This is a genomic window from Variovorax sp. W2I14 (assembly GCF_050435205.1).
Taxonomy (GTDB): Bacteria; Pseudomonadota; Gammaproteobacteria; order Burkholderiales; family Burkholderiaceae_C; genus Variovorax; species Variovorax paradoxus_C.
This window is the reverse complement of record NZ_JBNDJX010000001.1, coordinates 346,834-371,398: the sequence shown is the minus strand read 5'-3', so window position 1 is coordinate 371,398 and position 24,565 is coordinate 346,834. Positions and strand designations below refer to the sequence as shown.

The 24,565-nt window shown below is 66.8% G+C and carries 21 protein-coding genes and 1 pseudogene; 4 read left to right on the top strand and 18 right to left on the bottom strand.

Translation table 11 applies throughout. The features are described 5' to 3' along the window. Positions 1 to 33: 33 nt before the first annotated feature. The 3 genes from QF040_RS01805 to QF040_RS01795 form a co-directional block, all read right to left on the bottom strand. On the bottom strand, positions 34 to 693 hold the full coding sequence (locus QF040_RS01805; RefSeq protein WP_429609545.1) for an aspartate/glutamate racemase family protein: 660 nt from the start codon (positions 691 to 693) through the stop codon (positions 34 to 36). A gap of 20 nt (positions 694 to 713) precedes the next feature. After that, entirely contained in the window at positions 714 to 2,168 is a 1,455-nt protein-coding gene (locus tag QF040_RS01800; RefSeq protein ID WP_429609543.1) for an MFS transporter, read from the bottom strand. A 283-nt stretch (positions 2,169 to 2,451) separates the two neighbouring features. Further along, complete coding sequence (locus QF040_RS01795; RefSeq protein ID WP_429609542.1) at positions 2,452 to 3,294, bottom strand: MurR/RpiR family transcriptional regulator; 843 nt, start codon at positions 3,292 to 3,294, stop codon at positions 2,452 to 2,454. Positions 3,295 to 3,516: 222 nt separating this feature from the next. On the opposite strand from QF040_RS01795, the gene QF040_RS01790 reads away from it, so the two are divergent. Then, the gene (locus tag QF040_RS01790) at positions 3,517 to 5,250 is read left to right on the top strand and encodes a GMC family oxidoreductase (protein WP_429609540.1); all 1,734 of its coding nucleotides are present in this window, start codon (positions 3,517 to 3,519) and stop codon (positions 5,248 to 5,250) included. Here QF040_RS01790 and QF040_RS01785 read toward each other — a convergent pair. The 8 genes from QF040_RS01785 to QF040_RS01750 form a co-directional block, all read right to left on the bottom strand. Next, positions 5,150 to 6,175: a LacI family DNA-binding transcriptional regulator gene (locus QF040_RS01785; RefSeq protein ID WP_429609538.1), complete on the bottom strand. Its 1,026-nt coding sequence runs from the start codon at positions 6,173 to 6,175 to the stop codon at positions 5,150 to 5,152. The genes QF040_RS01790 and QF040_RS01785 overlap by 101 nt on opposite strands. Positions 6,176 to 6,299: 124 nt before the next feature. Then, positions 6,300 to 7,283, bottom strand: a complete 984-nt coding sequence (locus tag QF040_RS01780) for a 2-hydroxyacid dehydrogenase (RefSeq protein ID WP_429609536.1) — start codon at positions 7,281 to 7,283, stop codon at positions 6,300 to 6,302. 5 nt (positions 7,284 to 7,288) lie between these two features. Beyond that, positions 7,289 to 8,242 (bottom strand): sugar kinase, encoded by a 954-nt coding sequence (locus QF040_RS01775; RefSeq protein WP_429609535.1) that lies wholly within the window; start codon positions 8,240 to 8,242, stop codon positions 7,289 to 7,291. A 12-nt stretch (positions 8,243 to 8,254) separates the two neighbouring features. Next, a complete protein-coding gene (locus QF040_RS01770; protein WP_429609534.1) occupies positions 8,255 to 8,998 on the bottom strand; it encodes a sugar phosphate isomerase/epimerase family protein in 744 nt (247 codons plus the stop codon). Positions 8,999 to 9,008: 10 nt separating this feature from the next. Next, on the bottom strand, positions 9,009 to 9,764 hold the full coding sequence (locus QF040_RS01765) for an amino acid ABC transporter ATP-binding protein (protein ID WP_429609532.1): 756 nt from the start codon (positions 9,762 to 9,764) through the stop codon (positions 9,009 to 9,011). Between the two features lie 27 nt (positions 9,765 to 9,791). Then, positions 9,792 to 10,589 carry a transporter substrate-binding domain-containing protein gene (locus QF040_RS01760; RefSeq protein ID WP_429609530.1) on the bottom strand — a complete coding sequence of 266 codons (798 nt, stop codon included), beginning with the start codon at positions 10,587 to 10,589 and terminating at the stop codon, positions 9,792 to 9,794. 64 nt (positions 10,590 to 10,653) lie between these two features. Next, entirely contained in the window at positions 10,654 to 11,307 is a 654-nt protein-coding gene (locus tag QF040_RS01755; RefSeq protein WP_013540637.1) for an amino acid ABC transporter permease, read from the bottom strand. Positions 11,308 to 11,332: 25 nt separating this feature from the next. Next, the gene (locus QF040_RS01750; RefSeq protein ID WP_429609528.1) at positions 11,333 to 12,004 is read right to left on the bottom strand and encodes an amino acid ABC transporter permease; all 672 of its coding nucleotides are present in this window, start codon (positions 12,002 to 12,004) and stop codon (positions 11,333 to 11,335) included. 133 nt (positions 12,005 to 12,137) lie between these two features. On the opposite strand from QF040_RS01750, the gene QF040_RS01745 reads away from it, so the two are divergent. Continuing rightward, complete coding sequence (locus QF040_RS01745) at positions 12,138 to 13,841, top strand: hypothetical protein (protein WP_429609526.1); 1,704 nt, start codon at positions 12,138 to 12,140, stop codon at positions 13,839 to 13,841. 336 nt (positions 13,842 to 14,177) lie between these two features. Next, complete coding sequence (locus QF040_RS01740) at positions 14,178 to 14,915, top strand: metallophosphoesterase family protein (protein ID WP_429609525.1); 738 nt, start codon at positions 14,178 to 14,180, stop codon at positions 14,913 to 14,915. A 3-nt stretch (positions 14,916 to 14,918) separates the two neighbouring features. Here the strand turns inward: QF040_RS01740 and QF040_RS01735 are convergent, their stop codons facing one another. From QF040_RS01735 to QF040_RS01725, 3 genes are read right to left on the bottom strand one after another with little or no spacing between them, the layout of a single operon-like run. Then, the gene (locus QF040_RS01735; protein ID WP_429609523.1) at positions 14,919 to 15,455 is read right to left on the bottom strand and encodes a cysteine hydrolase family protein; all 537 of its coding nucleotides are present in this window, start codon (positions 15,453 to 15,455) and stop codon (positions 14,919 to 14,921) included. An 8-nt stretch (positions 15,456 to 15,463) separates the two neighbouring features. Beyond that, positions 15,464 to 15,877: a hypothetical protein gene (locus QF040_RS01730; RefSeq protein WP_429609521.1), complete on the bottom strand. Its 414-nt coding sequence runs from the start codon at positions 15,875 to 15,877 to the stop codon at positions 15,464 to 15,466. Positions 15,878 to 15,917: 40 nt separating this feature from the next. After that, entirely contained in the window at positions 15,918 to 17,507 is a 1,590-nt protein-coding gene (locus tag QF040_RS01725) for an esterase/lipase family protein (protein ID WP_429609519.1), read from the bottom strand. Between the two features lie 221 nt (positions 17,508 to 17,728). On the opposite strand from QF040_RS01725, the gene QF040_RS01720 reads away from it, so the two are divergent. Next, complete coding sequence (locus QF040_RS01720; RefSeq protein WP_429609518.1) at positions 17,729 to 18,850, top strand: MBL fold metallo-hydrolase; 1,122 nt, start codon at positions 17,729 to 17,731, stop codon at positions 18,848 to 18,850. Positions 18,851 to 18,871: 21 nt separating this feature from the next. On the opposite strand, the gene QF040_RS01715 is transcribed toward QF040_RS01720, so the two are convergent. The 4 genes and pseudogenes from QF040_RS01715 to QF040_RS01700 all read right to left on the bottom strand — a co-directional run bounded on the left by QF040_RS01715 (position 18,872) and on the right by QF040_RS01700 (position 24,430). Next, positions 18,872 to 19,063, bottom strand: coding sequence for a hypothetical protein (locus QF040_RS01715; RefSeq protein WP_013540629.1), 192 nt, complete (start codon positions 19,061 to 19,063; stop codon positions 18,872 to 18,874). Beyond that, positions 19,063 to 21,457 (bottom strand): annotated as a pseudogene (parC, locus tag QF040_RS01710) (DNA topoisomerase IV subunit A). Before parC ends, QF040_RS01715 begins: the two are co-directional and overlap by 1 nt. Positions 21,458 to 21,491: 34 nt before the next feature. Further along, positions 21,492 to 22,418 carry a lytic transglycosylase domain-containing protein gene (locus QF040_RS01705; protein WP_429614597.1) on the bottom strand — a complete coding sequence of 309 codons (927 nt, stop codon included), beginning with the start codon at positions 22,416 to 22,418 and terminating at the stop codon, positions 21,492 to 21,494. A 23-nt stretch (positions 22,419 to 22,441) separates the two neighbouring features. Continuing rightward, positions 22,442 to 24,430 (bottom strand): DNA topoisomerase IV subunit B, encoded by a 1,989-nt coding sequence (locus QF040_RS01700; RefSeq protein WP_429609516.1) that lies wholly within the window; start codon positions 24,428 to 24,430, stop codon positions 22,442 to 22,444. Positions 24,431 to 24,565: the final 135 nt, after the last annotated feature.

The window sequence follows — 24,565 nt, the reverse complement described above, 5'->3', positions numbered from 1 at the left end:
GCGGTGACCGTGCTCGTGCGGCGCACCGGGTGTTCAGGGCGCGACATCGAGCCGCGCGCACAGCTGCCGCATCGCGGCGGAAATCGGCGCGATCACCGGCACGCAAAAGCGCGGTGCCAGCGCCAGAGCCGCTTGGCCTAGCGGCCCGCCGCCGATGATCACGGCCTGCGCACCGTCCTCGTCGATGCAGCGTTGCACCGCGTGTGCCAGCGCTTCCTCCAGCGCCTGTGGATGGGCCGCGAGTTCGCGCGGGTCGCCCGGCGTCAGGCGGATGCCGGTGTACAGGCCCAGCAGCCCGAGCGCGCGTGCGCGCTGCTCGATAGGTGCCACCAGGTCGGGCGTGACCGTGGCGATGCCGAAGCGCCGCTTCCCTTCGCTCGCCTCCCGCATCGACGCTTCCGCGATGCCGACGACCGGCACCTGCGCGTTCGCGCGCACGAGGTCGATGCCGGGGTCGCCGAAGGCGCTGACGATCACGCCGCTCCAGTGTGCGCCATCGGCCTCGCGCCACACCTTCAGCACCTCGCCGGCCGCGGCTTCGAGCTCTCGTTCGTTGACGATCATCGACGGACCGCCCAGCGCGGTGCGGCCGGTCACGCGGCATCCGGCGGGCGCCTCGCCGTTGGCGATCTTCACCATCATCTCGGTGGTGGCCGTCGACGAATTGGGATTGATGAGCAGGATGTCCGTCATGCGCTGCGCTTTCTGGAAATTCAGCCCGGCTGTGCGGCCTTGGCGGGCGGGGCGGCATCGGCCGCGAGGCTTTCGCCGGGCAGGGGCAGCGCGTCGGGCGATTGGCCGTAGGTTTCCGGCACGCTCTGCACGCTGATCACGAACACCGCGTACATGCCGGCGGCCAGCCCGAACACGCCGACGAGGCCGAAGGCGTCGAACAGGCGTCCGGCCACGAGCGGCATCAGCGCGCCCGCGGCGGTGCCCGTGGCCAGGATGAACGCGGTGCCGAAGGCGCGCACGCGCGTGGGGTACAGCTCCGGCGCAAAGATCCAGATGGTCGTGTTCAGCAACAGCACGAAGAACTGGAATGTCGCACCCGCGATCAGGATCACGACGATGCTCTTCGCCACGAAGCCGATGGTCAGGGCCGCAAGACAGGCGCACACCGCGCCGGCCGTCAGCACGCGCTTGCGCGGAAAGTGAAAACCCAGCAGCGAGGCCGCAATGGCGCCCAGCAGGCTGCCGCCCTGCATCACCATCGTGAAGAGCAGGCTCTTCGACATGCTGTAGCCCAGGGCGACGAGGATGGTCGGCATCAGCGTGAGCACCGAGATCTGCGCGCCGTAGGTCATCCAGATCGTGATGCACAGAGGAATGGTGCGACGCGCCAACGCACCGCGAAAGATCTCGGTCACGCGCACCTTGACCTTCGCGGCCTGCGCCGTGGTGCCGTCGTCGGTGATGTACTGCTGCTGCGGCACGTTCTTCGCCGAGAGGCGGCCCGATGCCAGCCGCGACAGCGCCGAATTGACTTCCTTCACCTTGCCCTGCGACAGCAGGAAACGCGGCGTCTCCGGAATGTAGCGACGGTAGAACGCGCCCAGCAGCGCGGGCACCATGAGGCAGGCGAACAGCCAGCGCCATGCGTTGTCGCCCGGGAACATCCAGAACACCAGCAGGCCGAAGCCCGGTGCGAGGAAGTTGCCGAGCCCGCCCGCCCCCACATTCACCAGCCCGACGGCCGTGCCGCGGAACTTGGTGGAGCAGAACTCGGACAGCATGGTCACCGCAATGGCGATCTCGCCGCCGAGGCCGAAACCGACGATGGCGCGACCCAGCGCCATCACGGTGAAGTTCGGCGCCATCGCGCAAACGCCCGCGCCCAGCGTGAACAGCAGCAGGTCGATCGACAGCATCACGCGGCGCCCGTAGCGGTCGGCAACGAAGCCCGAAATGATCCGTCCGATGGCCGCGCAGGCGAAGGTCACGGTGTTGAGCAAGCCGATGTCCGATGCGCTCAGGCCCCACTGCTCGCGCAGCATGGGTCCCACGATGCCGACGGCGTTCTGCTCGAAGCTGTCGAACAGGCAACCGATCAGGATCAGAAAAATGATCGTGTGGTGCGACCGAGTGACGCCGATCTTGTCGAGCGCGCGATCGAGCTCGGCGACCCGGGGTGAATCGGGCCCGGATGAAAGTGCAGGTCCAGCCATGGAAAACTCCTTGGGAAAGGAAGAAATGCTTGCTCGGTGCTGTTCGGAATCGCGTGTCGCATGCTACCGACGACTCCTTCAGCATGACATATGGATTTCACTAGTATTAAATTCGTGAAATCCAAATTTCAGAAAAGAACAGCAGAAAGCAAACGGCGTGCCCGGGTTCTGGCAACGCCGCGATGGCAATTTCGTGGGGAATGCACCGTCGGCGGACAGCCGTGCACTGTTGAAGTGCGGCCTGGCGCGCCGTGCCGGGAAGATCAGGCCGGGCCGGTGCGGCTCAGAGCTCGCCGTTTTCCTCGTGGCCGAGTTCGATGGCGGCCAGCCGCTTGCGGCCGGCGGAACCGGAGGCTTCGATCACCATCGTGGCGAGCAGGTCGCACACCCCCATCACCGCGGTGTGGTTGTCCAGCAGGCCCGGGCCGCGGCAATCGCATTGCAGCGACCAGGTGGCGCCGGAAAAGTCGGGGGAGGCCTGGTCGCTGATGTAGAGAATGCGCGCGCCGATGCGGCTCGCGGCCTCCAGCAACAGGCCCATCTGCCGCGTCTGCCGGCGCATGCCGAAGACGATGACGCAGTCGCGCGTGCCCAGCCCGGCCACGTGCTCGGACAAAGTTTCCCCCGCCCCCGGAATCGCCGTGACGCGCGGCACCACCTGAATGATCTGCCAGCGCAGGTACTGCGCAAAGGCATGGCTGCTGCGGCTGCCGAAGATCAGCACCTGGCCCGCGCCGATGATCGCCTTGACGATCTCCGCCATCTGCCGATCGTCGAGCCGGTCGAAGGTGCTGGCCAGGTTGGCCTGCGACTGCTGGAAATGCGTCGCGACGAGCTGGCCGCGCTTGGACGCCTGCGTGGCGCTCTGGAACAGCGGCGAACCCGTCTGCTTTTCTTCACGGACGTGGCGACGGGCCTCCTCGTAGTTCTCGTACCCGAGGCGGCGGGTGAAACGGCTCACCGTGGAGGGCGACACCCCGGCCAGTTCCGCCAGCTCGTTGCCTGCATAGCTTGCCAGCTCGCCCGGGAACTCCAGCACGAAGTTGGCGAGCTGGCGCTCCGTGGCGGACAGCTGGTCGAGCTGGCTGCGCACGCGGCGAACGAAGGAATCGGCGGCTTGGGGCATGGCGGAGGAGGACGCACGATGATGCCACGGTGCGCGTGCAGCATTTCACGCGCCTGCGCAGCTTGGCAGCAGGATTGCGGCACGCGTGCCGATGCGGCGAACCCATGCGGGCCCCTTCACGATGTCCGGGCGCCGGCCAGCGGGAAAACGCTAGGCACCGGCACCTGCTTCGTTCCTACAGTTCAGCGTCGTGCGGCAAGACACAACAAAAGGAAGACACGCATGGAATTCGACTACGTGATCGTGGGCGGAGGCTCCGGCGGCGCCACGCTGGCCTCCCGCCTCAGCGAAGACCCAGGCGTGACGGTCTGCCTGATCGAAGCCGGTGGGGACGGCCGCGGCATCCTGGTGCGGGCACCCGCCGCCACCGTGGCGATGCTGCCGGGACGCCCGCCCATCAACAACTACGCCTACAAGACCGTGCCGCAGCCAGGCCTCGGCGGGCGCAGCGGCTACCAGCCGCGCGGGCGCGGCCTCGGCGGATCGAGCGCGATCAACGCGATGCTCTACGTGCGCGGCCATCGCGACGACTACGACGACTGGGCGCGCGCCGGCTGCGAGGGCTGGTCGTTCAACGAGGTGCTGCCGTACTTCAAGCGCGCCGAGGGCAACGAGCGCGGCGAGAGCGCGCTGCACGGTGCCGACGGGCCGCTGCAAGTCTCCGAGCAGCAGAGCCCCCGACCGATCACTGAAGACTTCATCCGCGCGGCTGCGGAATGCGGTATTCCGCGCAACGACGATTTCAACGGCGCCGAGCAGGAAGGCGCGGGCCTCTACCAGGTCACGCAGTTCCATGGCGGGGCGAAGAACGGCGAGCGCTGCTCGGCCGCCGCGGCGTACCTGCATCCGGTGATGCATGCGCGGCCCAACCTCACGGTGCTGACCGGCGCACAGGCCCTGCGTGTGGTGCTCGACGGCAAGCGCGCCACCGGCGTGGAAGCGCGGCGCGGCGGCGGCACCGAGGTCGTTCGCGCCCATCGCGAAGTGGCGCTGTGCGGCGGCGCCTTCAACTCGCCGCAGCTGCTGATGCTTTCGGGCATCGGCGACCCGGCCGAGCTGGGCCGCCACGGCATCGCCGTGCGGCATGCGCTGTCGGGCGTCGGCCAGAACCTGCAGGACCACACCGATTTCATCCTCGCCTACACCTCGAAGGACATCGACCTCTTCGGCATCGGCGTGAAAGCCGGCCTGAAGCTGACGAAGGCGATCTTCGAATGGCGCAAGAGCGGCAAGGGCCTAGTCGCGACGCCCTTCGCGGAAGGCGGCGCCTTCATCAAGTCGTCGCCCGAGCTGCGCCGGCCCGACCTGCAACTGCACTTCGTGATCGCGATCACCGACGACCATGCGCGCAAGCTGCACATGGGCTTCGGCTTCTCATGCCACGTGTGCGTGCTGCGCCCGAAGGGCCGGGGCGACGTGCGGCTGAACGATGCGAACCCGCTGTCGGCGCCGCGCATCGACCCGCGGTTTCTGTCCGATGCCGAAGACATGGCGCTGCTGCTGCAGGGCGTGAAGAAGATGCGCGAGATCCTGCGCGCACCGGCGCTGCAGAAGTACCGGCACCGCGAGGTCTATACGGCCGATGCGCACACCGACGAAGAACTCGTGCAGCACATCCGCGCGCGCGCCGACACCATCTACCACCCGGTGGGCACCTGCAAGATGGGCGTGGATGCGATGGCGGTGGTCGACGCGCAACTGCGCGTACACGGCATCGAGAACCTGCGCGTGGTCGATGCCTCGGTGATGCCGACGCTGATCGGCGGCAACACCAATGCGCCGACGATCATGATCGCCGAGCGTGCGGCCGACTGGATGCGCGGGGCGATCACCTTCGACCGCGCGGTAGTGGACGCTAGAGCGCCTGCGACGATCCCCGCACCATCAGTTCCCCTGGAAGCAGCAGTTGGCGCGGTGCTGAATCCAGCCCCCGCAGCCGCTCGATCAGGCATGTAGCGGCGGTGCGGCCGATGGCGTCCGTGGGCTGCGCCACGGTGCTCAAGCCCGGGCCGATCAGCGAGGCCCATTCGGGATCGTCGAAGCCCACGAAGCCCAGGTCATTACCGAACTGCAGGCCGAGGCGCGCCATGGCCTGCGCGACGCGCAGCGTGACCACGGCATTGCCCGCAACCACGGCGGCACGGCGACCGCGCTTGGCGCGCTTGCGCAAGGCGGTCAGCGCGGCATCGAGCGCATCGTTCTCACCCTCGACCGATTCGAACACCTCGCCCGCCACGCGCGGCTCGTGCGCGGCCACGCAGGCGCCGAACGCGGCCGTGCGCTCGCGCCGCGAGCTCACACCCTTCTGCGGCTCGGTGACGTAGAGCAGTTCGCGATAGCCGCCTTCCAGCAGATGCCCGCAGGTGGCCTGCATCGCCGCGTGGTTGTCGAGCGAGACGAAGTCGGTGTGCATGCCGGTGTGGCGCCGGTCGACCAGCACCGCGGGCTTGCCGTGCAGCGTGACCGCATCGACCACATTGCTGCCGCGCCCGAGCGTGTTGAGGATGAAGCCGTCGACCTGGTAGCCCGCGAGCGCATCGATGGCCTCGCGCTCGCGTTCGCTCTCGTTGCCCAGGTTGAACAGCATCACGAGGTAGCCGGCGTCCTGGCAGGCCTTCTCGGCACCGCGCAGCACCGCGACCGAATATGGGTTCGTGATGTCGGCGACGATCAGGCCGATGAGCCGCGAACGGCCATGGCTCAGTGCCTGCGCCATCGGGCTCGGCGAGTAGGCCAGTGCCGCAATGGCCACCTCGACGCGCGCGGCGATGTCGGGGCTGAGCAGCCGCTCTCGGTGATTGAGGAAGCGCGAGACGGTGGCTTTGGAAACGCCCGCCGCTTCGGCGACATCGGCGATCGTGGCGCGGCCGGTGGGCTTCATGGTCTTGCTCCTTCCCCCTCTGGGGGAGGGTTGGGATGGGGGCAGGCAGAGCGCTCGATAGGTGCGCCGCTTGCCCCCACCCCAGCCCTCCCCCAGAGGGGGAGGGAGAAAAGCAGGGTCGCAGTCATGCCGCGGTCGTGTCGTAGGGCGCGGTCGGCTTCTCGCCGGCCAGTACCTGCAGCAGATTGGTCGTCGCGAGCTCGGCCATCGCGTGGCGCGTCTCGTGCGTGGCCGAGCCGATGTGCGGCAGCGGCGTCACGCGCGGGTGCGTGCGCAGCGGCGAATCGGCGGGCAGCGGCTCCTTCGCGAACACATCGAGGCCGGCGGCGCGCAGCGTGCCGTGGTCCAGGGCATGGAGCAGTGCCTCTTCGTTCACCGTGGCGCCGCGTCCACCATTGATGAACGATGCGCCCGGCTTCATGCGCGCAAAAAAGGCGGCGTCGATCATTCCGCGCGTGGCATCGGTCAGCGGCAGCATCGCAAGCACGATGTCGGCGCGCGCGAGCAAATCGTCCAGCGGCGTGTGCGTGGCGCGGCCTTGCAGCTCGGGCGCCTGCGTGGCCAGGTCGACCGGGCGGCGCGAGTGATAGAGCACCGGCATGCCGAAGCCCAGCGCCGCGCGCCGTGCCACTGCCTGGCCGATGCGGCCGAAGCCGAGGATGCCCAGCGTCTTGCCGTGCACGTCGGTGCCGAAGAGTTCTTCGCCGATGTTCTTCGTCCAGCGGCCTTCGCGCACGAGGTTCGAGAGCTCGACGACGCGGCGCTGCGTCGCCATGAGGATCGCGAACACCGTGTCGGCCACGGTCTCGGTGAGCACGTCGGGCGTGTGGCACAGCACGATGCCGCGCTTGTGCAGCTCGGCCAACGGGTAGTTGTCGACGCCCACCGACACGCTCGAGATCACCTCGAGCTTCGGCGCCGCGTCGAGCAGCGCTGCATCGACCGTGTGGCTCGATCCGATCAAGCCGTTCGCGGTGGCGAGCGCGGCGGCGAAGGCGTCGGGCTCCTTGCGCGGATCGGCCACGGTGACGTGGTGCGCGGCCTGCAGGCGCGCCAGTTGGTCTTCGGGCAAGGGCCGGAAAACAAGCACGTTCTTTTGCTGTGTCATGGTCTTCAGAGTCCTGCTTCTTCAAGTTCGGCCCGCGTCGGCAGGCCTTCGGTATCGCCCAGCACCTGCACCGCGCGGGCGCCGATCCAGGCGCCGCGGCGCACCGCCTCGGGCACGCTCCGGCCTTCGAGCAAGGCGCTCACCACGCCGGCCGCGAAGCCGTCGCCTGCGCCCACGGTGTCGATCACTTCCTTCACCGGAAAGCCTTCGACGCGGCCGGTGCCGGCCACGTCGCTGTCGTAGTAGGCGCCCTCGGCGCCGAGCTTGACGACCACCAGCTTTGCGCCGCGCTCGCGATAGAAACGTGCGACGGCCTCGGGCTCGCGGTGGCCGGTGAGCAGCAGTCCTTCTTCGATGCCGGGCAGCACCCAGTCGGCGCGCGAGGCGAGTTCGTTGATCCAGTGGCGCATCGTCTCGGTCGAAGACCACAGCGTCGGCCGCAGGTTGGTGTCGAACGAGATCGTGCGGCTGGCCGCGCGCATCACGTCCATGGTCTTGAGCGCGGCCTGCAGGCTGGTCTCGGAGATCGCGGCGAACACACCGGTGGCATGCAGGTGACGCGCCGAGCGCAGCCAGGCTTCATCGATATCGGCCGGGCCCATCTGGCTCGCGGCCGAGCCCTTCCGGTGGTATTCGACCGGTGGATCGCTGCCGTCGGTGACGCGGCCCTTGAACTGGAAGCCGGTGCGCTGCGTCGGATCACAGATGACGTGCGAGCAGTCGATGCCCTCGCCCTTCATCGTCGCGAGCAGCGCGCGCGCCATCGAGTCGGTGCCCAGGCGGCTGGCCCAGCCCACCTTGAGGCCCAGCCGCGAAAGGCCGATGGCCACGTTGGTCTCGGCGCCGGCGGTGCGCTTGTGGAACGCCTCTGCGTTCTCCAGCGGCCCGGGCCGGTCCGCCACGAGCAGCAGCATGGCCTCGCCGAACAGGGCGACATCGAAAGCGGTGGGTTCTGGCATGTGTGGTGGGTTCTACGCCCGTGCGGCGCGGATGAATTCGATTTGCGAGCGGGTGACGGCCAGCAGGTCGTCGCCCACCAGAGGGTATTCGATGGCGTGCGGCACGTCGGCGGGCAAGGCGCGCAACACCGCGCGCCACGGCGCGACCGAATCGCCGAGCGGCACCGCCACCCATTTGTGCGGCAGGCGCTGCGCGCCCTTGCAGTGCACATAGCGCACGCGGTGGCCGAGCGCCTGTGCCGCCTGCAGCGGGCATTCGCCGAGCCAGTGCCAGTTGCCCATGTCGAAGGTCATGCCGAGCGGGATACCGGCGCGGTCTGCCGCATCGAAGAAGGCCTGCAATGCGGGCAGCGTGCCGGCGCGCACGGTCTGGTCGTTCTCGATCAGCAACTCGACGCGGGTCTCGGCAAGCTCCACTTTCAAGCCCCAGAGCGAGCCATGCGACGAAGGCTGGAAATCGCCGATGGACATCTTGAGCCGCTTCGCACCGACGCGCGTGGCGGCGGCGATGCCGCGTTTGAGCGCCGCGCTGTCGAGCCAGCCGCCCTCGGCCCACAACCCCTCGGGGCTGGAGTACACGGAAGCAAGACCTTTGAGCGCAGGCAACTCGGCCTCCGCATCGCGCAGCATCTCGCCGCGCACTTCCACCGAATCGGCGCCAGCGGTGCGCGCAAGCTGCGAGCACCAGAGCTGGCCGTGCCGCCCCACCTCGGCCGCGCCGAAGGACGACAGAGAAATCAGGACCTCGAAGGACATCGGCGGGCGATCAGTGGGCTTGGTGGGAACTGAGAATCTGGCCGAGGAACTGGCGCGTGCGCTCGTCCTTCGGGTTGCCGAAGAATTCTTCGGGCGGTGCCTGTTCGACGATCTTGCCTTCGGCCATGAAGATCACGCGATCGGCCACGCTGCGGGCAAAGCCCATCTCGTGCGTCACGCACAGCATGGTCATGCCGTCTTCGGCCAGGCCGATCATGGTGTCGAGCACTTCCTTGACCATCTCCGGGTCGAGCGCCGAGGTGGGCTCGTCGAACAGCATGATCTTGGGCGCCATGCACAGCGCGCGCGCAATCGCCACGCGCTGCTGCTGGCCGCCCGAGAGCTGGCTCGGGTACTTGTTCGCCTGCTCGGGAATGCGCACGCGCGTGAGATACTTCATCGCCACCTCTTGCGCCTCTGCCTTCGTCATGCCGCGAGAGCGCATCGGCGCGAGCGTGCAGTTCTGCAGGATGGTGAGGTGCGGGAACAGGTTGAACTGCTGGAACACCATGCCGACTTCGGCGCGCACCGCGTCCACGTTCTTGCCACCGGCCGTGAGGTCGATGCCATCGACCACGATGCGGCCCTTCTGCACCGTCTCCAGCCGGTTGATGCAGCGGATGAGCGTCGACTTGCCCGAGCCCGAGGGCCCGCAGATCACGATGCGCTCGCCCTGGCGCACCGACAGGTCGATGCCGGTCAACACCTGGAATTCACCGTACCACTTGTTGACCGCTTCCATGCGGATGATCGATTCCGTCGTCATGCCAGGGTTTCCTTCAAGCGCTTTGGCTTATTGCATCTTCGGCAGGTCGGCCTGCAGCCACTTTTGATAGAGCTTGTTCAGTTCGCCATTGGCGGTGTTCTTCTGCACGAACTCGTTGACCGCCTTGGTCAGCTCTTCCTGGCCCGGACGCATCGCGATGCCCATCGACTGCTGCACCAGCGTGAACTTGTTTTCGTAGGTGCCGGCGGGCACGCGCTTGGCGATCTGCGCAGCGACGGTGACCGAGCAGCCGATCGCATCGACCTGGCCCGAAATCAGCGCCTGCATGGCCGAGGCGTCGTCGTCGAAGCGACGGATCTCGGTGCCTTCAGGCGCGGCCTTGGTCACGGCCACGTCTTGCGTCGACGCACGGGCCACGCCCACGCGCAGGCCCTTGAGGTCGGTGGCGGCCTTGATGGGCGTCTTGGTCGCGCCGTACAGCACGATGGTCGCGGCTGCGTAGGGCTGCGAGAACTGCACCTGCTTCGCACGTTCCGGCGTGATGGCCAGTGAGGCGACCAGCAGGTCGACCTTGTTGGTCAGGAGGAACGGAATGCGGTTCGGGCCTGTCACCGGCACGATGTTGGCCTTCACGCCCCAGTCCTTGGCCAGGAGCTTGGCCACGTCGGCGTCGTAGCCGTCGGGCTGGTTCTTCGCGTCGGTGGTGCCGTAGGGCGGGAAGTCGACCAGCATGCCGATGGTGATCTCGCCCTTCTTCTTGATGTCGGCCACGCTCTGCGCCGAGGCGAAGGGTGCGAACACGGTCAATGCGGCGCCGAGGCCGAGGGCTGCGAGCGCTGCGCGGCGGGTAGAGGTACGGGTCATGGGTTGTGTCTCCTGAATAAAGAAAGGAAGCGACGAGAAAACGAAAACGAAAAACGAAATTGGGTCAGCGTGCGAGGGCGCGAGCGCGCTTGCGCTCCATGCGTGCGGCCAGCAAAGACAGCGGCCAGCAGATCACGAAGTAGATCGCCGCCACCACCGAGAACACGATGAGCGGCTGGAAGGTGGCGTTGTTGATGATCTGCCCCGCGCGGGTGATCTCGGTGAAACCGATGATGGCCGCGAGCGAGGTGCCCTTGATGATCTGCACGAGATACCCCACCGTGGGCGCGAGCGCGATCTTGAAGGCCTGCGGCAGCACCACGTCGCGCATGCGTGCGCCGTACTTGAGGCTCAGCGCCTCGGCAGCCTCCCACTGGCCGCGCGGAATGGCCTCGATGCAGCCGCGCCAGATCTCGCCGAGAAAAGCCGCGCTGTTGAGGATGAGCGCCACGCCTGCGGCGATCCACGGGTTGATGTCCAGCCCCAGCACCGGCGCGCCGAAGAAGATCAGGAAGAGCTGAAGCAGCAGCGGCGTGCCCTGGAACACCTGGATGAAGACCATCGACGCGTTGCGCGCCCAGGTCGAGTCGGAGGTGCGCATGAGCGCGATGATCAAGCCCAGGATCGCGCCGCCGACGAAGGCGATGGCCGACAGCGCCAGCGTCCACTGGGCCGCTTCGAGGATGAAAAGGAATTCGGGAAAGCCGAAGGTACGCATGATGTTGTCTTCCGTGCGGCTCGCGTTACCGGCGGTCCGGATAGTTGAGCGTGCGCTTGTAGATCAGCTTGAACATCGCCGAGAAGGCCAGCGCGAGCGCGAGGTAGATGGCGGCCACCACGATGTAGATCTCGAAGCTGCGGAAGGTCTGCGACTGCAGGTTGGCGGCCACCGAGGTCAGGTCGTCGGCCGAGATGACCGACACCACCGCCGAGCTCAGCATCAGCAAGATGAACTGGCTCGTGAGCGCCGGATAGATCGCCTTCAGCGCGGGCTTGATGATGACGAAGCGGAAGATTTCCCAGGGCTTGAGGTTGAGCGCCCTGCCCGCCTCGATCTGCCCCTTGGGAATCGACTCGATGCCCGCGCGGATGATCTCGGTCGCATACGCGCCCAGGTTCACCACCATCGCCACCAGCGCGGCCGTCTGCGGCGACCAGCGCAGCCCGATGGCCGGCAGCGCGAAGAAGAAAAAGAACAGCTGCACGAGGAACGGCGTGTTGCGGATCACCTCGATGTACGCATTGACGACGAAGCGCAGCCACCCCGGCCCCGAGGTCTTTCCCCAGGCGCAAAAGATCGCGACGACAAGGCCCAGCACCGTCGCGATGAGCGAGAGCTGGACCGTGATCCACGTGCCCTTGAGCAGCAGCGGCCAGGCAGCGAAAACTGCGTCGAATTGAAACTGGTAGTTCATGGTTTGGCGTGCACGGCAGGGCCGTGCACAGGCCTCCAAAGGAATGCTTGCAGCTTATATGAAACCGGTTTCAGACTTGCCTAGGGATTCCCCTAGGTGGGCGTTTTGACCTACCTTCTGCCTAAACTGAGTGATGCTGAACCCACACGCAGCCGCCCTGCCCACAGAGGCTCATGCACCTGTCTCGGGTGCGCCCGTTGTTCAGCATTTCAGGCAGGCACTGCTCTGGCCCCTTCGGCTGATGCCCTCGCCCGATGCCAAGCCCACGCACCACGGCCCCTGGCAAGTACTGCGCGACATGGGCGATGCCTCGCCCTGGCGCGAAGAGGTCGACGAATACACCGGCGACAGCAGCCGCTTCCACGAGCGGCACTACAACGAGTTCGTGAGCTTCCTGCCGTATGTGCAGCGCTTCCTGTACGGCGAAGGTCGCTCGCGCAACAAGGGCGACGACTCCGCTTCCGGCAACGATGGCGATTCGCCGATGCGCATCTTTCGCCGCCACGACATCACCGCCGTGCGCGTGGTGTCGCAGCCCGGCGATGCGCCGATCACGCTCGACGTGGTGCACTGCGACCTTTACTTCTTTTTCGACATCGACGTGGTGCTGCTCAACCTCGAAGTCGGCGTGAACAACCTGAGCCTCGCAGAGGCGCAGGACATCCTCTACCGCTTCGGCCGCGCCTACCCCTCGGGCTGGGAGCCCGACGGCTCCGCGCTGCATTGCATGGCGAGTGTCGAATGGCTGGGCGCGGACGGCCGCGTGCTCGCGAGTTCCGATGCGCAGCAGCGCGAACACTTTCTCTCGCATGTGGCGCAGCATCGCGCGCCGCGCATCTCCTCGCACTGGGCCTACCTGATGCAGCCGCTGGTCAGCGACCATTCGGAAGACCCCGGCACGCTGCGCTATCGCCAGATCGAGTACTACTGCATGCCGGTGATGGCGTACCTGTCGATGGACGATCCGCGCCGCCTCACGCGCGACGACTTCGTGCGCCTCGCGCTGGTCACGGGCGCGGGCACGACCGATGCCCACCTGCCCTACGCCGACCACCACCTCGCGGACTTCGAGCACAAGTACTGCTACGACCGCTTCTGGGTCGACGCGGGCGCCGCACCCAACACGCGCTACCTGTGCAACGGCCACGCGCTGATCGTGGTGGGCGATGCGCACTCCGAGTTCTTCTGCTGCCGCGACCGCGGCGTGCTCGCGCAGTTCAGGCACCAGCACTTCCTGCTGTTTCTCATCGCGCATTTCCAGAAGGCGTCGCTCCTGATGTTCTCGGACCAACTGGTCGAGGCGCTCAAGCGGCTGGACATCCGCAGCACGCCGAGCGTGAAGCAGTTCAAGCGCGCGATCCGTTCGAGCTTCGAGCGGTTCCTGCGCTTCACGCACCGCTATTGGTTCCACGAAATCTCCGAGCAGGCGCAGGTGCGCGCGCTCTCGCACATGTGCGCCGCGCACCTCGGGCTCGATCCGCTGTACGACGAGGTCAAGGCACGCATCGCCGACATGAACACGTATCTAGACGCCGACAGCTTGCGCCGGCAAGCGAGCACCGTCGTGCGGCTCACGGTGGTCACGCTGTTCGGGCTGATCGGCACCGTCACCACCGGCTTCCTCGGCATGAACCTGCTGGCCGAAGCCGATGCGCCGCTCTGGCGCAAGGCGATCTGGTTCGGCGTGGTGTTCGTCGCGACGACCTGGCTCACGATCTACACGATGGTGAAGTCGCAGCGGCTGTCGGACTTCATCGATGCGCTGTCGAACGACCGGCTTGGGTTTCGCGGAAAGCTGGCTGCGCTGGCGCGGGTGTGGCGACCTGGGTCTGATTAAGTCCGCCCCTGTTCAAGGCGGCGATCACGCCGACGGGGTACCTTGCTCCGCGAATGTCCCCCGGGGCTTCGCCCTCCTCCTTGATTTCGCTGCGCAAGGCACCCCGTCGGCGTGCTCACGTTCAGAGCACCGGTCGATCGGCCAGCACCACGACAGCGCCTTGTGCGCGCAGGGCATCGGGTGCTCCCCGCAGCGAAATCAAGGAGGAGGCGAAGCCGGGGGACATTCGCGGAGGGGAGTACCCGGTGGCCTGTGCGCACGCCCCGAACACCCATGCGAGCAAGACCGAACGCGAACTAAGATCGCGCCCTCCCCGCTTCCTGCACAGGCCCAAGAATGCGCATCGCCTTCGTCTCCGACATCCACGGAAACCTCCCCGCACTCGAAGCCGTGGTCGAGGACATCGAACGCCGCGGTGTGGACGACATCGTCAACCTGGGCGACAGCCTCTCGGGCCCGCTGATGCCGCTGGAGACCGCCCAGTTCCTGATGGCGCAGGACTGGGTGCAGCTCGCCGGCAACCATGAGCGCCAGTTGCTCACCGTACCCCCAGACAAGCGCGGCGCATCCGATGCATTCGCGCACGCACGGCTCGGTGCGAAGGAGTTCGATTGGATGGCATCGCTTGGGCACACACACCGCTTCAGCGCGGACGTGATGCTCTGCCACGGCACACCGGCGAGCGATCTCGAATACTTCCTGGAGACCGTCGAGCCCGGCGACTTCCGCGCGGCCACGCAGGCGGAAATCGATGCGCGGCTCGGCGATGTCGATGCTGCGCTGGTCGCCTGCGGGCACACGCACGTGCCGCGCGTGGCGCGTGCGTCCAGCGGACAACTGATCGTCAACCCCGGCAGCGTCGGCCTGCCGGCGTACGACGACATCCATCCCTATCCGCACGCCGTCGAAACCGGCTCGCCGCTTGCGCGCTACGCCATCGTCGAGCAGCGCGACGGAGACTGGACCGCCAGGCTCATCACCGTTCCGTACGACCACACGGCCATGGCGAAACTTGCATTGGAGAACGGGCGGCCGGACTGGGCCCATGCGCTCAAGACAGGGCGCATGCCCTGAAGATCAATCGCTCAACCCGACCTTCGCGCTGTCGACCGCGCTGATGCGCACGCCGAAGCTCGTGATGTCCGACAGCGTCGCGTTGTGGTGCGCGCGGATGAGGGCGCCGGTGGCATGCGGCTTGTCGTGCGAGGTGTGCGCATCTGCCGCGAGCACCACTTCGTAGCCCAGTGCGGCCGCGCGGCGGACGGTGGTGTCCACGCAGAATTCCGACGAGTAGCCGCAGACCACCACACGTCGCACGCCCTGCCCCATGAGCCACGCTTCGAGCGGTGTGCGGAGGAACGAGTCGGGCGTGGTCTTGCGGATCCGGGTGTCGGCTGCATCGACCTGCAGCGCATCGGCAAGCTGCCAGCGTTCGGAATCGAACTCCAGGTCGATTGCGTTCTCGTGCTGGATGAAGGCCACCGGTGCGCCGGCCGCGCGGGCCCGCACGGTGAGGGCGTTGATGCGCTCGATCACTTCTCCGGCCTCGTGCGGTCGCGGCGGGTCGTCGCAAAGGCCGCGTTGCACATCGATGACGAGAACTGCAGTTTTCATGGTGCCAGCTAGAAGGCAATGCCCTTGACCGACCAGAGGATGGCACCGGACAAGAGAGTGGAGATGATTGCGACGACCGCGCTGGCACCGAACGAGGTGCCGATGCCGATCTGGAAACCCAGCGTGTAGGCCACGAACAGCCCCGCCATCACCGCGATCGCGGGCAGCCCCTCGACATGGTGAATGCCGGTTCCGCTGGAGAAGCTCATGTAGGCCAGCAACACCAGCGCCACGAGCAGGGAGGCATAGAACACCGACCTGAACGACTCGCCCAGGCTCGGCGACACACCCGCCACGACCTGCGCCGAGACCTTCACCACCACGGTCACGAACAGCACCAGCGCGCAGACCGCGATCGCGAGCTTGAGCGGCGTCATGAACGCGAAGAAGATGAGCGCGCCGACGAAGAGGAGGTAGTGCATGTGAGGTGCGATTGTGGGGCCCGCCGTCGGATTCATGACCTCAACTCCAGGCGCTCACTTCCAGCCGCACCTTGCCGGAGATGCCGGGCGCCGCCGCTGCGGCACCGAGGCTGGAGAGCGGCACGATGAACTGCAGCTTGCCGCCGGCCAGCTGCTTCGGACTGATCGGCAGCGACGCCTGCCCTGCCGTGTCGGTCTGCCAGCCGTATTTGAGGTTCCAGTTCTGCGTCGGGTCGTCCGCCTGGGGCGGCGCGATCTCGATGACGAGCGTGTCGCGGAAGAGCGAACTTCCCTCGTAGTGCCCGTCGAGCCAGAACTTCTTGTTCACCTGGTAGTCGGGCACGCGCACGCCCAGCGTCATGGCATAGGCGAGCGTCGGGCGGTCCTGGTTGACGCGGGCCTTGTTGGCAAGGAACACGGTCGAGAGATAGATCGAGCGGCGCTCGGGCTTCTTCGCATCGGTCAGCTCCTTGTGCGTGCGGCAGGCGGGCGAGTCTTCCTCGGCCACGCGCCGGCTCAGGTACCAGCGCTTGCCGCGCGGCGCGGCCAGCAGTTCGACCTGGTAGAGCGCATCGATGTCGGCGTCCTTGGGCAGATCGGGGGGCAGGGTCACGCCGTCGACGTCGAACCAGAGGTCGACGCGCACATCGCCGAAGAGAAAGCGCACGAGGTTCTGGTACGCCTCCTCGGAGTTGACGATGCCGAAGTAGCCCGAATGCGAACGAAAGGCGTAGGCCGTGGCCACGGGCTGCGTCTTCTTGTTCGCGTCGATGGACCAGAGGGAGGCGTTCTCGATGCGCACCAGCCCGTCGCTGCCGTGGCCCGCGAACATGCGCGAGAGCCCCTTGGCGGTTTCGTAGTCGCCGCGGTTGGAGCCGACCATGCAGAAGAAGCGCTCGGCCGGGAAGGCCGAGGCCGGCAGATAGTCCATGCGGCCGTCGATGGCGGGTGTGGCGAGGAACTCGGACATCTTCTCGCGGTTGAAGGTGTTCATCTCGTTGGCCGTGAGCCAGGCCGGGATGTTGACGCCGCCCATGTCGATGCCGTTGTGCGGCGTGGCATAGGTGAACACCTTGTCGACGCAGGCCCGCGCGGCGGCATCGCCCAAGGCCGGGTTTTGCAGGAAGGCACGCACCACCAGCCCGCCCATCGAATGCGCCACGAGGTAGCAGCGGAAATCGGCTGCCGCGGCAGCCCCCTCGCGCTGCCCCACGAGGTCGCGCACCCGCAGGATCAGCTTGCTCAAACCCTGCGCGTAGAACTTGATGTTGCGCGCCTTGCCATCCCCCAGCAACTCGGAGCCAGTGTCGTAGTAGCGGTAGATGATGACCGAGGCGGAGGGGATGCCGTCGACATCCTTGCCGGTGGCATCGGGCGAGGGCTTCCAGTCGTCGTCCAGGATGTCCAGGCCGTTCTGATAAACGCTCTGGTACTGGAAGTCGGCCAGGAGGCGCACCACCGGCGACTCGAAGACGAACTTCTGCGCGGGCGCGTCTTTCTTGACGGTGGCGCGGTAGACCGTGGAGCCCACGTTGAAACCGCAGAACGGATCGGCCGCGGTCTCGTCGCGCTCGGATTCGGTCATGGCGTAGCCACGCACGTAGATGATGGGATAGCGGTTGCCGCTCATTTTTGTATCACCTTCTCCTGGCCCATGAAGGCCCCGAGTGTGCCGCGCCGAAGCGGTGCGTGCCATAGGGCGCATGGCCTACGGACGGGCCTGGCTGGGCATGGCGCGCCCGCCTTGAAAATTCCCTTGCCCGCCGAATGTTTCTGTCGCTGAAACCATTGAAACATCCGCCCGGGATAGTCTCGCGCCTCACCACAAACACACGTCCAGAGGTTCTTTCCATGGCTGACGATTCGGCTTCGCAGGGGTCCTACCTGCCCCAACTCCTGCGCCGGGGCACGGCGCTCGCCGCGGCCGGCTGCGCCTTCGTCGCGGGCTGCAGTGCCGCTGGTGGCGGTGAGACACGCTACGAGAACTCGCCGCAGTTCCGGGACGGCGTGTTCCAGAACATGGCCAACCCCGACGAGAAGCCCTCGGCCAGCGCCTGGCGCATCTGGTCGCGGTTCATCGTCGGCAGCAAGGTCGACACGGTGCCGGTCGATGCGATCCCGGTCCGTGAGATCAGCGCGAAAGACCTGGACGCGCTCGACGCCAAGGCCAACCACGTGGTGCGCCTTGGTCACTCGTCGCACCTGCTCAAGCTGCAGGGCAAGTACTGGCTGATCGACCCGGTGTTCAGCGAGCGCGCCTCGCCCGTGCAGTGGGCCGGGCCGAAGCGCTTTCACAAGCCGCCGCTCACGCTGCAGCAGTTGCCGCCCATCGAAGGCGTGATCCTCTCGCACGACCACTACGACCACCTCGACGTGGCGACCATCGAATACCTCGCCAAGAGCGTGAAGCGTTATTTCGTGCCGCTGGGCGTGCGCTCGCGGCTGGTGGTGATGGGCGTGCCCGCCGAGCGGGTGACCGAGCTCGACTGGTGGCAGGACGCCGAGCACGACGGCGTGAAGCTCACCGCCACGCCCGCCCAGCATTTCTCGGGCCGCACGCTCTCCGACCGCGGCCGAACGCTGTGGGCCTCATGGGTGGTGCAGAGCGGCGAGCAGCGCATCTTCTACAGCGGCGACTCGGGCTACTTCCAGGGCTTCAAGCAGATCGGCGACCGCTTCGGCGGCTTCGACCTCGCGCTGATGGAAAACGGCGCCTACGATGCCTACTGGCCCGGCGTGCACATGACGCCCGAACAAAGCGTGCAGGCCTTCGAAGACCTGCGCGGCAAGGTGTTCTTCTCGGTGCACAACAGCACCTTCGATCTTTCCTTCCACACCTGGCACGACCCGCTGGACCGCATCGCGAGCCTCACGGAAGCCAAGAAGATCGAGCTGGCGACGCCGGTGATCGGCGAAGTGGTGACGGTGGGGCAGGCGCGGACCAATACGCGGTGGTGGCAGGGGCTGCGCTAGCCCCTTGCCTGCACGCCCGGCCTACCTGCCGCCTTCGCGCCGCTCGCGCGCCCGCCGCACCTGCCGCGTCTCGATGGCCTGCGCCGCGGCGCGGTCCTTCTCGCGCCGCTTGGCTGCGCGCTTCATCCGGAAGTGCCGGCCCACCAGGAAGCTGGCGAGGCCGGTGACCACCGCGATGAACAGGCCGATGACGCTGATGTCGATGCCGCCCATCACAGCACCCGCACGATGCTGGCCGGCTTGAAGCCCAGGTCGGCCGCCTTGCCCTTGCGCGCGCGGGTGCCGCGTGCGTTGTTGAGGGTGCGGATTTCCAGCGTCTCGTCGCGCTCCTTGCCGCCGCGGCCGATGCCTTCGATCTTCACGCTGCGCGTGTAGGCCGCGGCGCCCGCGAGGGTGTCCTTGGGTTCCAGGTCGATCAGCGTGAGGCCGCGGCCGCCCTTGGGCAGGCTCTTGAGCTCGGCGATGTCGAAGGTCAGGATGCGGCCGCCGGTCGAGGCGCAGGCCACGTGCGTGGCGGCCGGCATCGGCTCGGCACCGCTCGCGCCCGCCCACCAGCGAAGGACGGCAGAGCTGTTCGCCCTCGCCCACGTCGATGAAGGCCTTGCCGCCGCGCTGGCGCGACATCATGTTCTCGACCGTGGCGATGAAGCCGTAGCCGCCGGTGTTGGCCAGAAGCACGCTGGCGCCCACCGGGCCCGCGAAGAAATGCGTGACGTGCGTGCCGGCATCGAGCTCGATGAGCGTGGTGACGGGCTGGCCGTCGCCGCGCGCGCCGGGGAGCGACGCCACGGGCACGGTGTAGACGCGCACGCTCTTGTCCTTGGAGGAGCCGAACACGAGCAGCGTGTCGACGCTGCGGCATTCGAAGGCGCCATAGAGCGTGTCGCCCGACTTGAAGCTGTACTCCGGTGCCGCGCCTCCGTTGCCGGCGGCCTTTTCGCTCGCCCAGCCCTTCTGCGCGCGGACCCAGCCCTTCTGCGAGACGATCACGGTCACGGGCTCGTCGACCACCTTCACTTCGGCCACGGCGCGCTTCTCGGCCTGGATCAGCGTGCGGCGCGGGTCTTCGAAGGTCTTGGCATCGGCCTCGATTTCCTTGATCAGCAGTCGGCGCAGCGTGGCCGGGCTGCCGAGGATGTCTTCGAGCTTCTTCTGCTCTTCGCGCAGGCCCTTGAGCTCCTGTTCGATCTTGATGGCTTCGAGCCGCGCGAGTTGGCGCAGGCGGATTTCAAGAATGTCCTCGGCCTGCCGTTCGCTGAGATTGAAGCGCGCGATGAGCGCCGCCTTCGGATCTTCCGCCGCACGGATGATCGCGATCACCTCGTCGATGTTCAGCAGCACCAGCTGCCGGCCCTCGAGGATGTGGATGCGCTCCAGCACCTTGTTCAGGCGATGCCGCGAGCGCTTCTCGACGGTGATCTCGCGGAACGCGATCCACTCGTTGAGCATCTGGCGCAGCGACTTCTGCGTGGGCTTGCCGTCGATGCCGACCATCGTGAGGTTGATCGGCGAAGAGGTTTCGAGCGAGGTCTGCGCGAGCAGCGTCGTGATGAATTCTTCCTGGCTGATGCGCGAGGTCTTGGGCTCGAACACCAGCCGCACTGCGGCGTCCTTGCTCGATTCGTCGCGCACCACGTCGAGCACAGAAAGCATCGCGGCCTTCAGTTGCGTCTGGTCGGCCGAGAGCGCCTTCTTGCCGGCCTTGACCTTCGGATTGGTGATTTCCTCGATTTCCTCGAGCACCTTCTGCGTGCTGACGCCGGGCGGCAGTTCGTTGACGACGAGCTGCCACTGGCCGCGCGCGAGGTCTTCGATCTTCCAGCGCGCGCGCACCTTGAGCGAGCCGCGGCCGGTGCGGTAGGCATCGGCGATGTCGCTGGCACCGCTGATGATCTGTGCGCCGCCCGGGTAGTCGGGGCCGGGCACGATGGCGAAGAGCTCTTCTTCGCTCAGCTTGCCGTTCGACTTGATCAGCGCGACGCAGGCGTCGGCGATCTCGCGCAGGTTGTGGCTCGGGATTTCGGTGGCCAAACCCACGGCGATGCCGCTCGCGCCGTTCAGCAGCGTGAACGGCAGCCGCGCGGGCAGGAGGCGCGGTTCTTCGGTGCTGCCGTCGTAGTTGGGAATGAAATCGACCGTGCCTTCGTCGATCTCGTCGAGCAAGAGGCTGGTGATGCGGGCCAGGCGCGCCTCGGTGTAGCGCATGGCCGCGGCGCCGTCGCCGTCGCGGCTGCCGAAGTTGCCCTGGCCGTCGACCAGCGGGTAGCGCTGCGAGAAGTCTTGCGCCATGCGCACCAGCGCGTCGTAGGCGGCCTGGTCGCTGTGCGGGTGGAAGCGGCCGAGCACGTCGCCGACCACACGCGCGCTCTTGACGGGCTTGGCGCCCACGGTGCCGTTGGTGCCGCCGAAGCCCAGGCCCATGCGCGACATCGAATACAGGATGCGCCGCTGCACCGGCTTCTGGCCGTCGGACACATCAGGCAGCGCGCGGCCCTTGACCACGCTGAGCGCGTATTCGAGGTAGGCGGTCTGCGCGTAGTCGGCCAGTGTGAGGGTGGTGTCGCCGTCGGTCGGGCCGCCGAGGTCGAGCGGAGGTTGGGAATCCATCGTCTGTCGTTTCCGGAAGATTTTTGTTGCTTGTTTATTCGGACATGGCCACCGAAGGCGCGCCCGTCATGGACGAGACCGGCACTTCGGGCATGTAGGGAGAGGTCGGCACATCGGCCGGCTCCATCAGCGCAGGCACGGCAGGCTTGGTGGCCGGCGAAGCGGCCGGCAGCCAGGGCCGGTCGGGCGGCATGTTGCCGCGGCCGACGGCACCGCCCATTTCCATGCGGATGCGGCCAGGCGACTTGCCGCCGCCACCGATGCGCCCCCCGGTCGCACCGGGCTTCAGGTACGCGTAGAGCTGCAGCACTGTCTGCACGTAGTTCTGCGTTTCCTTGTAGTTCGGGATCTTGTTGCCCGCGCGCTGCACCGCCCCTTCGCCCGCGTTGTAGGCGGCAAGGGCCAGTTCGATCTGCCCAGGGAACATCGCGATCAGGTCGCGCAGGTAGCGGGAACCGGCGGCGATGTTGATGCGGGGGTCGAACAGCTTCTTCTCGATGCTCGTGCGCTTGTCCGCCGCAACGCCGTAGCGCTGTGCGGTCGCGGGCATGAGCTGCATCAGGCCCATCGCGCCCTTGGGCGAGACGGCCTGCGCATCGAAGCCGGATTCGGTGGCGATCAGCGCCTGCAGCAGTTCGTAGTCGATCGAATGCTTGTTCGACGCATCGCGCAGCGCTGCCTTGGCCGTCTTGTAGCTGGGCGAGGCCTCGAAGAGCGCCAGCAGGCTCTGCGACGCCGGCGGCACCTTGCCGTCGAACTTGCGCCCGCTGCGCGAGAGCGGCGAGATGCCCTGCGCGGTGTCGAAGCTCTGGCCGCCGCGAAAGAAGATCTGGTAGCGCTCATCGACCTTCTCGGCGGCGAAGTGCGCGACGCCTTTGCTGTCGATGTAGCCGTAGATGTCAGCGGCGTGCGCCATTCCCTGCTGCAGGCACAGCAGCAAAGCCAACAGCAACGGACGCATGAAATCTGTGAGGGTCACGGGGGTCAAACATCGATGTCGACGTCATCGGCGCGCAGTTCCATCAACTCGCGCCGGGCGGCCGCTTCGCCCTTGCCCATGAGCTTGGTGATCTCGCCTTGGGTGGAGGTGAAGTCGAAGCGTCCCAGCTGCACCTGCATCAGGCGCCGGGTATCGGGATTGAGCGTGGTTTCCCACAATTGTTCCGCGCTCATCTCGCCCAGGCCCTTGAAGCGGCTGATGCTCCAGGCGCCTTCGCGCACGCCGTCTTTACGCAGCTTGTCGAGTGTGGCGGTCAGCTCGCCCTCGTCGAGCGCGTAGACCTTGGAGGCCGGTTTCTTGCCGCGCGCGGGCGCATCGACCCGGAACAGCGGCGGCTTCGCGACATACACGTGGCCGGTTTCGATGAGTTTCGGAAAGTGACGGAAGAACAGCGTGAGCAGCAGCACCTGGATGTGCGAGCCGTCCACATCGGCATCGGAGAGGATGCAGATCTTTCCGTAGCGCAGGCCGCTCATGTCGGGCGAGTCGTTGGGGCCGTGCGGATCGACGCCCACGGCCACCGAGATGTCGTGGATTTCGGTGTTGGCGAAGAGCCGGTCGCGCTCCACTTCCCAGGTGTTGAGCACCTTGCCGCGCAGCGGAAGGATGGCCTGGCTTTCCTTGTCGCGGCCCATCTTGGCGCTGCCGCCGGCGGAGTCGCCCTCGACCAGGAAGACCTCGTTGTGGCTGATGTCCTTGCTCTCGCAGTCGGTCAGTTTGCCCGGCAGCACGGCCACGCCGGAGCCCTTGCGCTTCTCGACCTTCTGGCCGGCGCGCTGGCGGGTCTGTGCGGCCTTGATGGCGAGTTCGGCGAGCTTCTTGCCGTAGTCGACGTGCTGGTTGAGCCAGAGTTCGAGCGCCGGGCGCACGAAGCTGGACACCAGCCGCACCGCGTCGCGCGAATTCAGGCGCTCCTTGATCTGGCCCTGGAACTGGGGATCGAGCACCTTGGCGCTCAGCACGTACGAAGCGCGCGCGAACACGTCTTCGGGCAACAGCTTCACGCCCTTGGGCAGCAGCGAATGCAGTTCGATGAAGCCCTTCACCGCAGTGAAAAGGCCGTCGCGCAGGCCGCTTTCGTGCGTGCCGCCGGCGCTGGTGGGAATCAGGTTGACGTAGCTCTCGCGCACCGGCTGGCCGTCTTCGGTGAAGGCCACGCACCAGTCGGCGCCCTCGCCTTCGGCGAAGTTGTCGGCGTTCTTGTCGGCATGGCCGCTGCCCTCGAAGAGCGGGATCACCGGATCGCCGTTGAGCGTCTGCATGAGGTAGTCGCTCAGGCCGCCCTTGTAGAGCCACTGCTGCGTTTCCTTGGTCTTCTCGACCGTGAGCGTGACGCTCACGCCGGGCATCAGCACCGCCTTGCTGCGCAGCAGGTGCGTGAGCTCGCTCATCGGGAGCGCGGCGGTTTCGAAGTACTTGGCGTCGGGCCAGGCGCGCACGGTGGTGCCCTGCTTACGTTCGCCGGCCTCGAGCTTTCGGATTTCGAGCGCCTCGATCACGTCGCCGGCGCTGAAGGCCAACCTGGCGATCGAGCCTTCGCGGTGGGAGGTGACTTCGAGCCGCTTCGAAAGCGCATTGGTCACCGACACGCCCACGCCGTGCAGGCCGCCTGAGAAGCTGTAGGCGCCGCCGGAGCCCTTGTCGAACTTGCCGCCGGCGTGCAGGCGGGTGAACACCAGTTCGACCACGGGGGCTTTTTCCTCGGGATGCAGGCCGAACGGAATGCCGCGGCCGTCGTCTTCGATGCTCACCGAGTTGTCGGCATGCAGCGTGACCTTGATCTTCTTGCCGTAGCCGGCCAGCGCCTCGTCGGCCGCGTTGTCGAGCACTTCCTGGATGATGTGCAGGGGGTTGTCGGTCCGGGTGTACATGCCCGGGCGCTGCTTGACGGGCTCGAGGCCCTTGAGCACGCGGATGGAGCCTTCCGAGTAGCCGGAAGCGGATTCTGAGGTTGTCTTGAGAGGAGTCGCCATGGGGGCGGATTGTAGTCAGTCGCCGCCAAACAACTGGATACCCATACAGCAGGCGCTTTGATGCCGGATGCGCATTGAAACGGCGCCGATAAATCATCAATGGCTTTGGCCGCCCGCGCGCCTGCCGCAGCACGC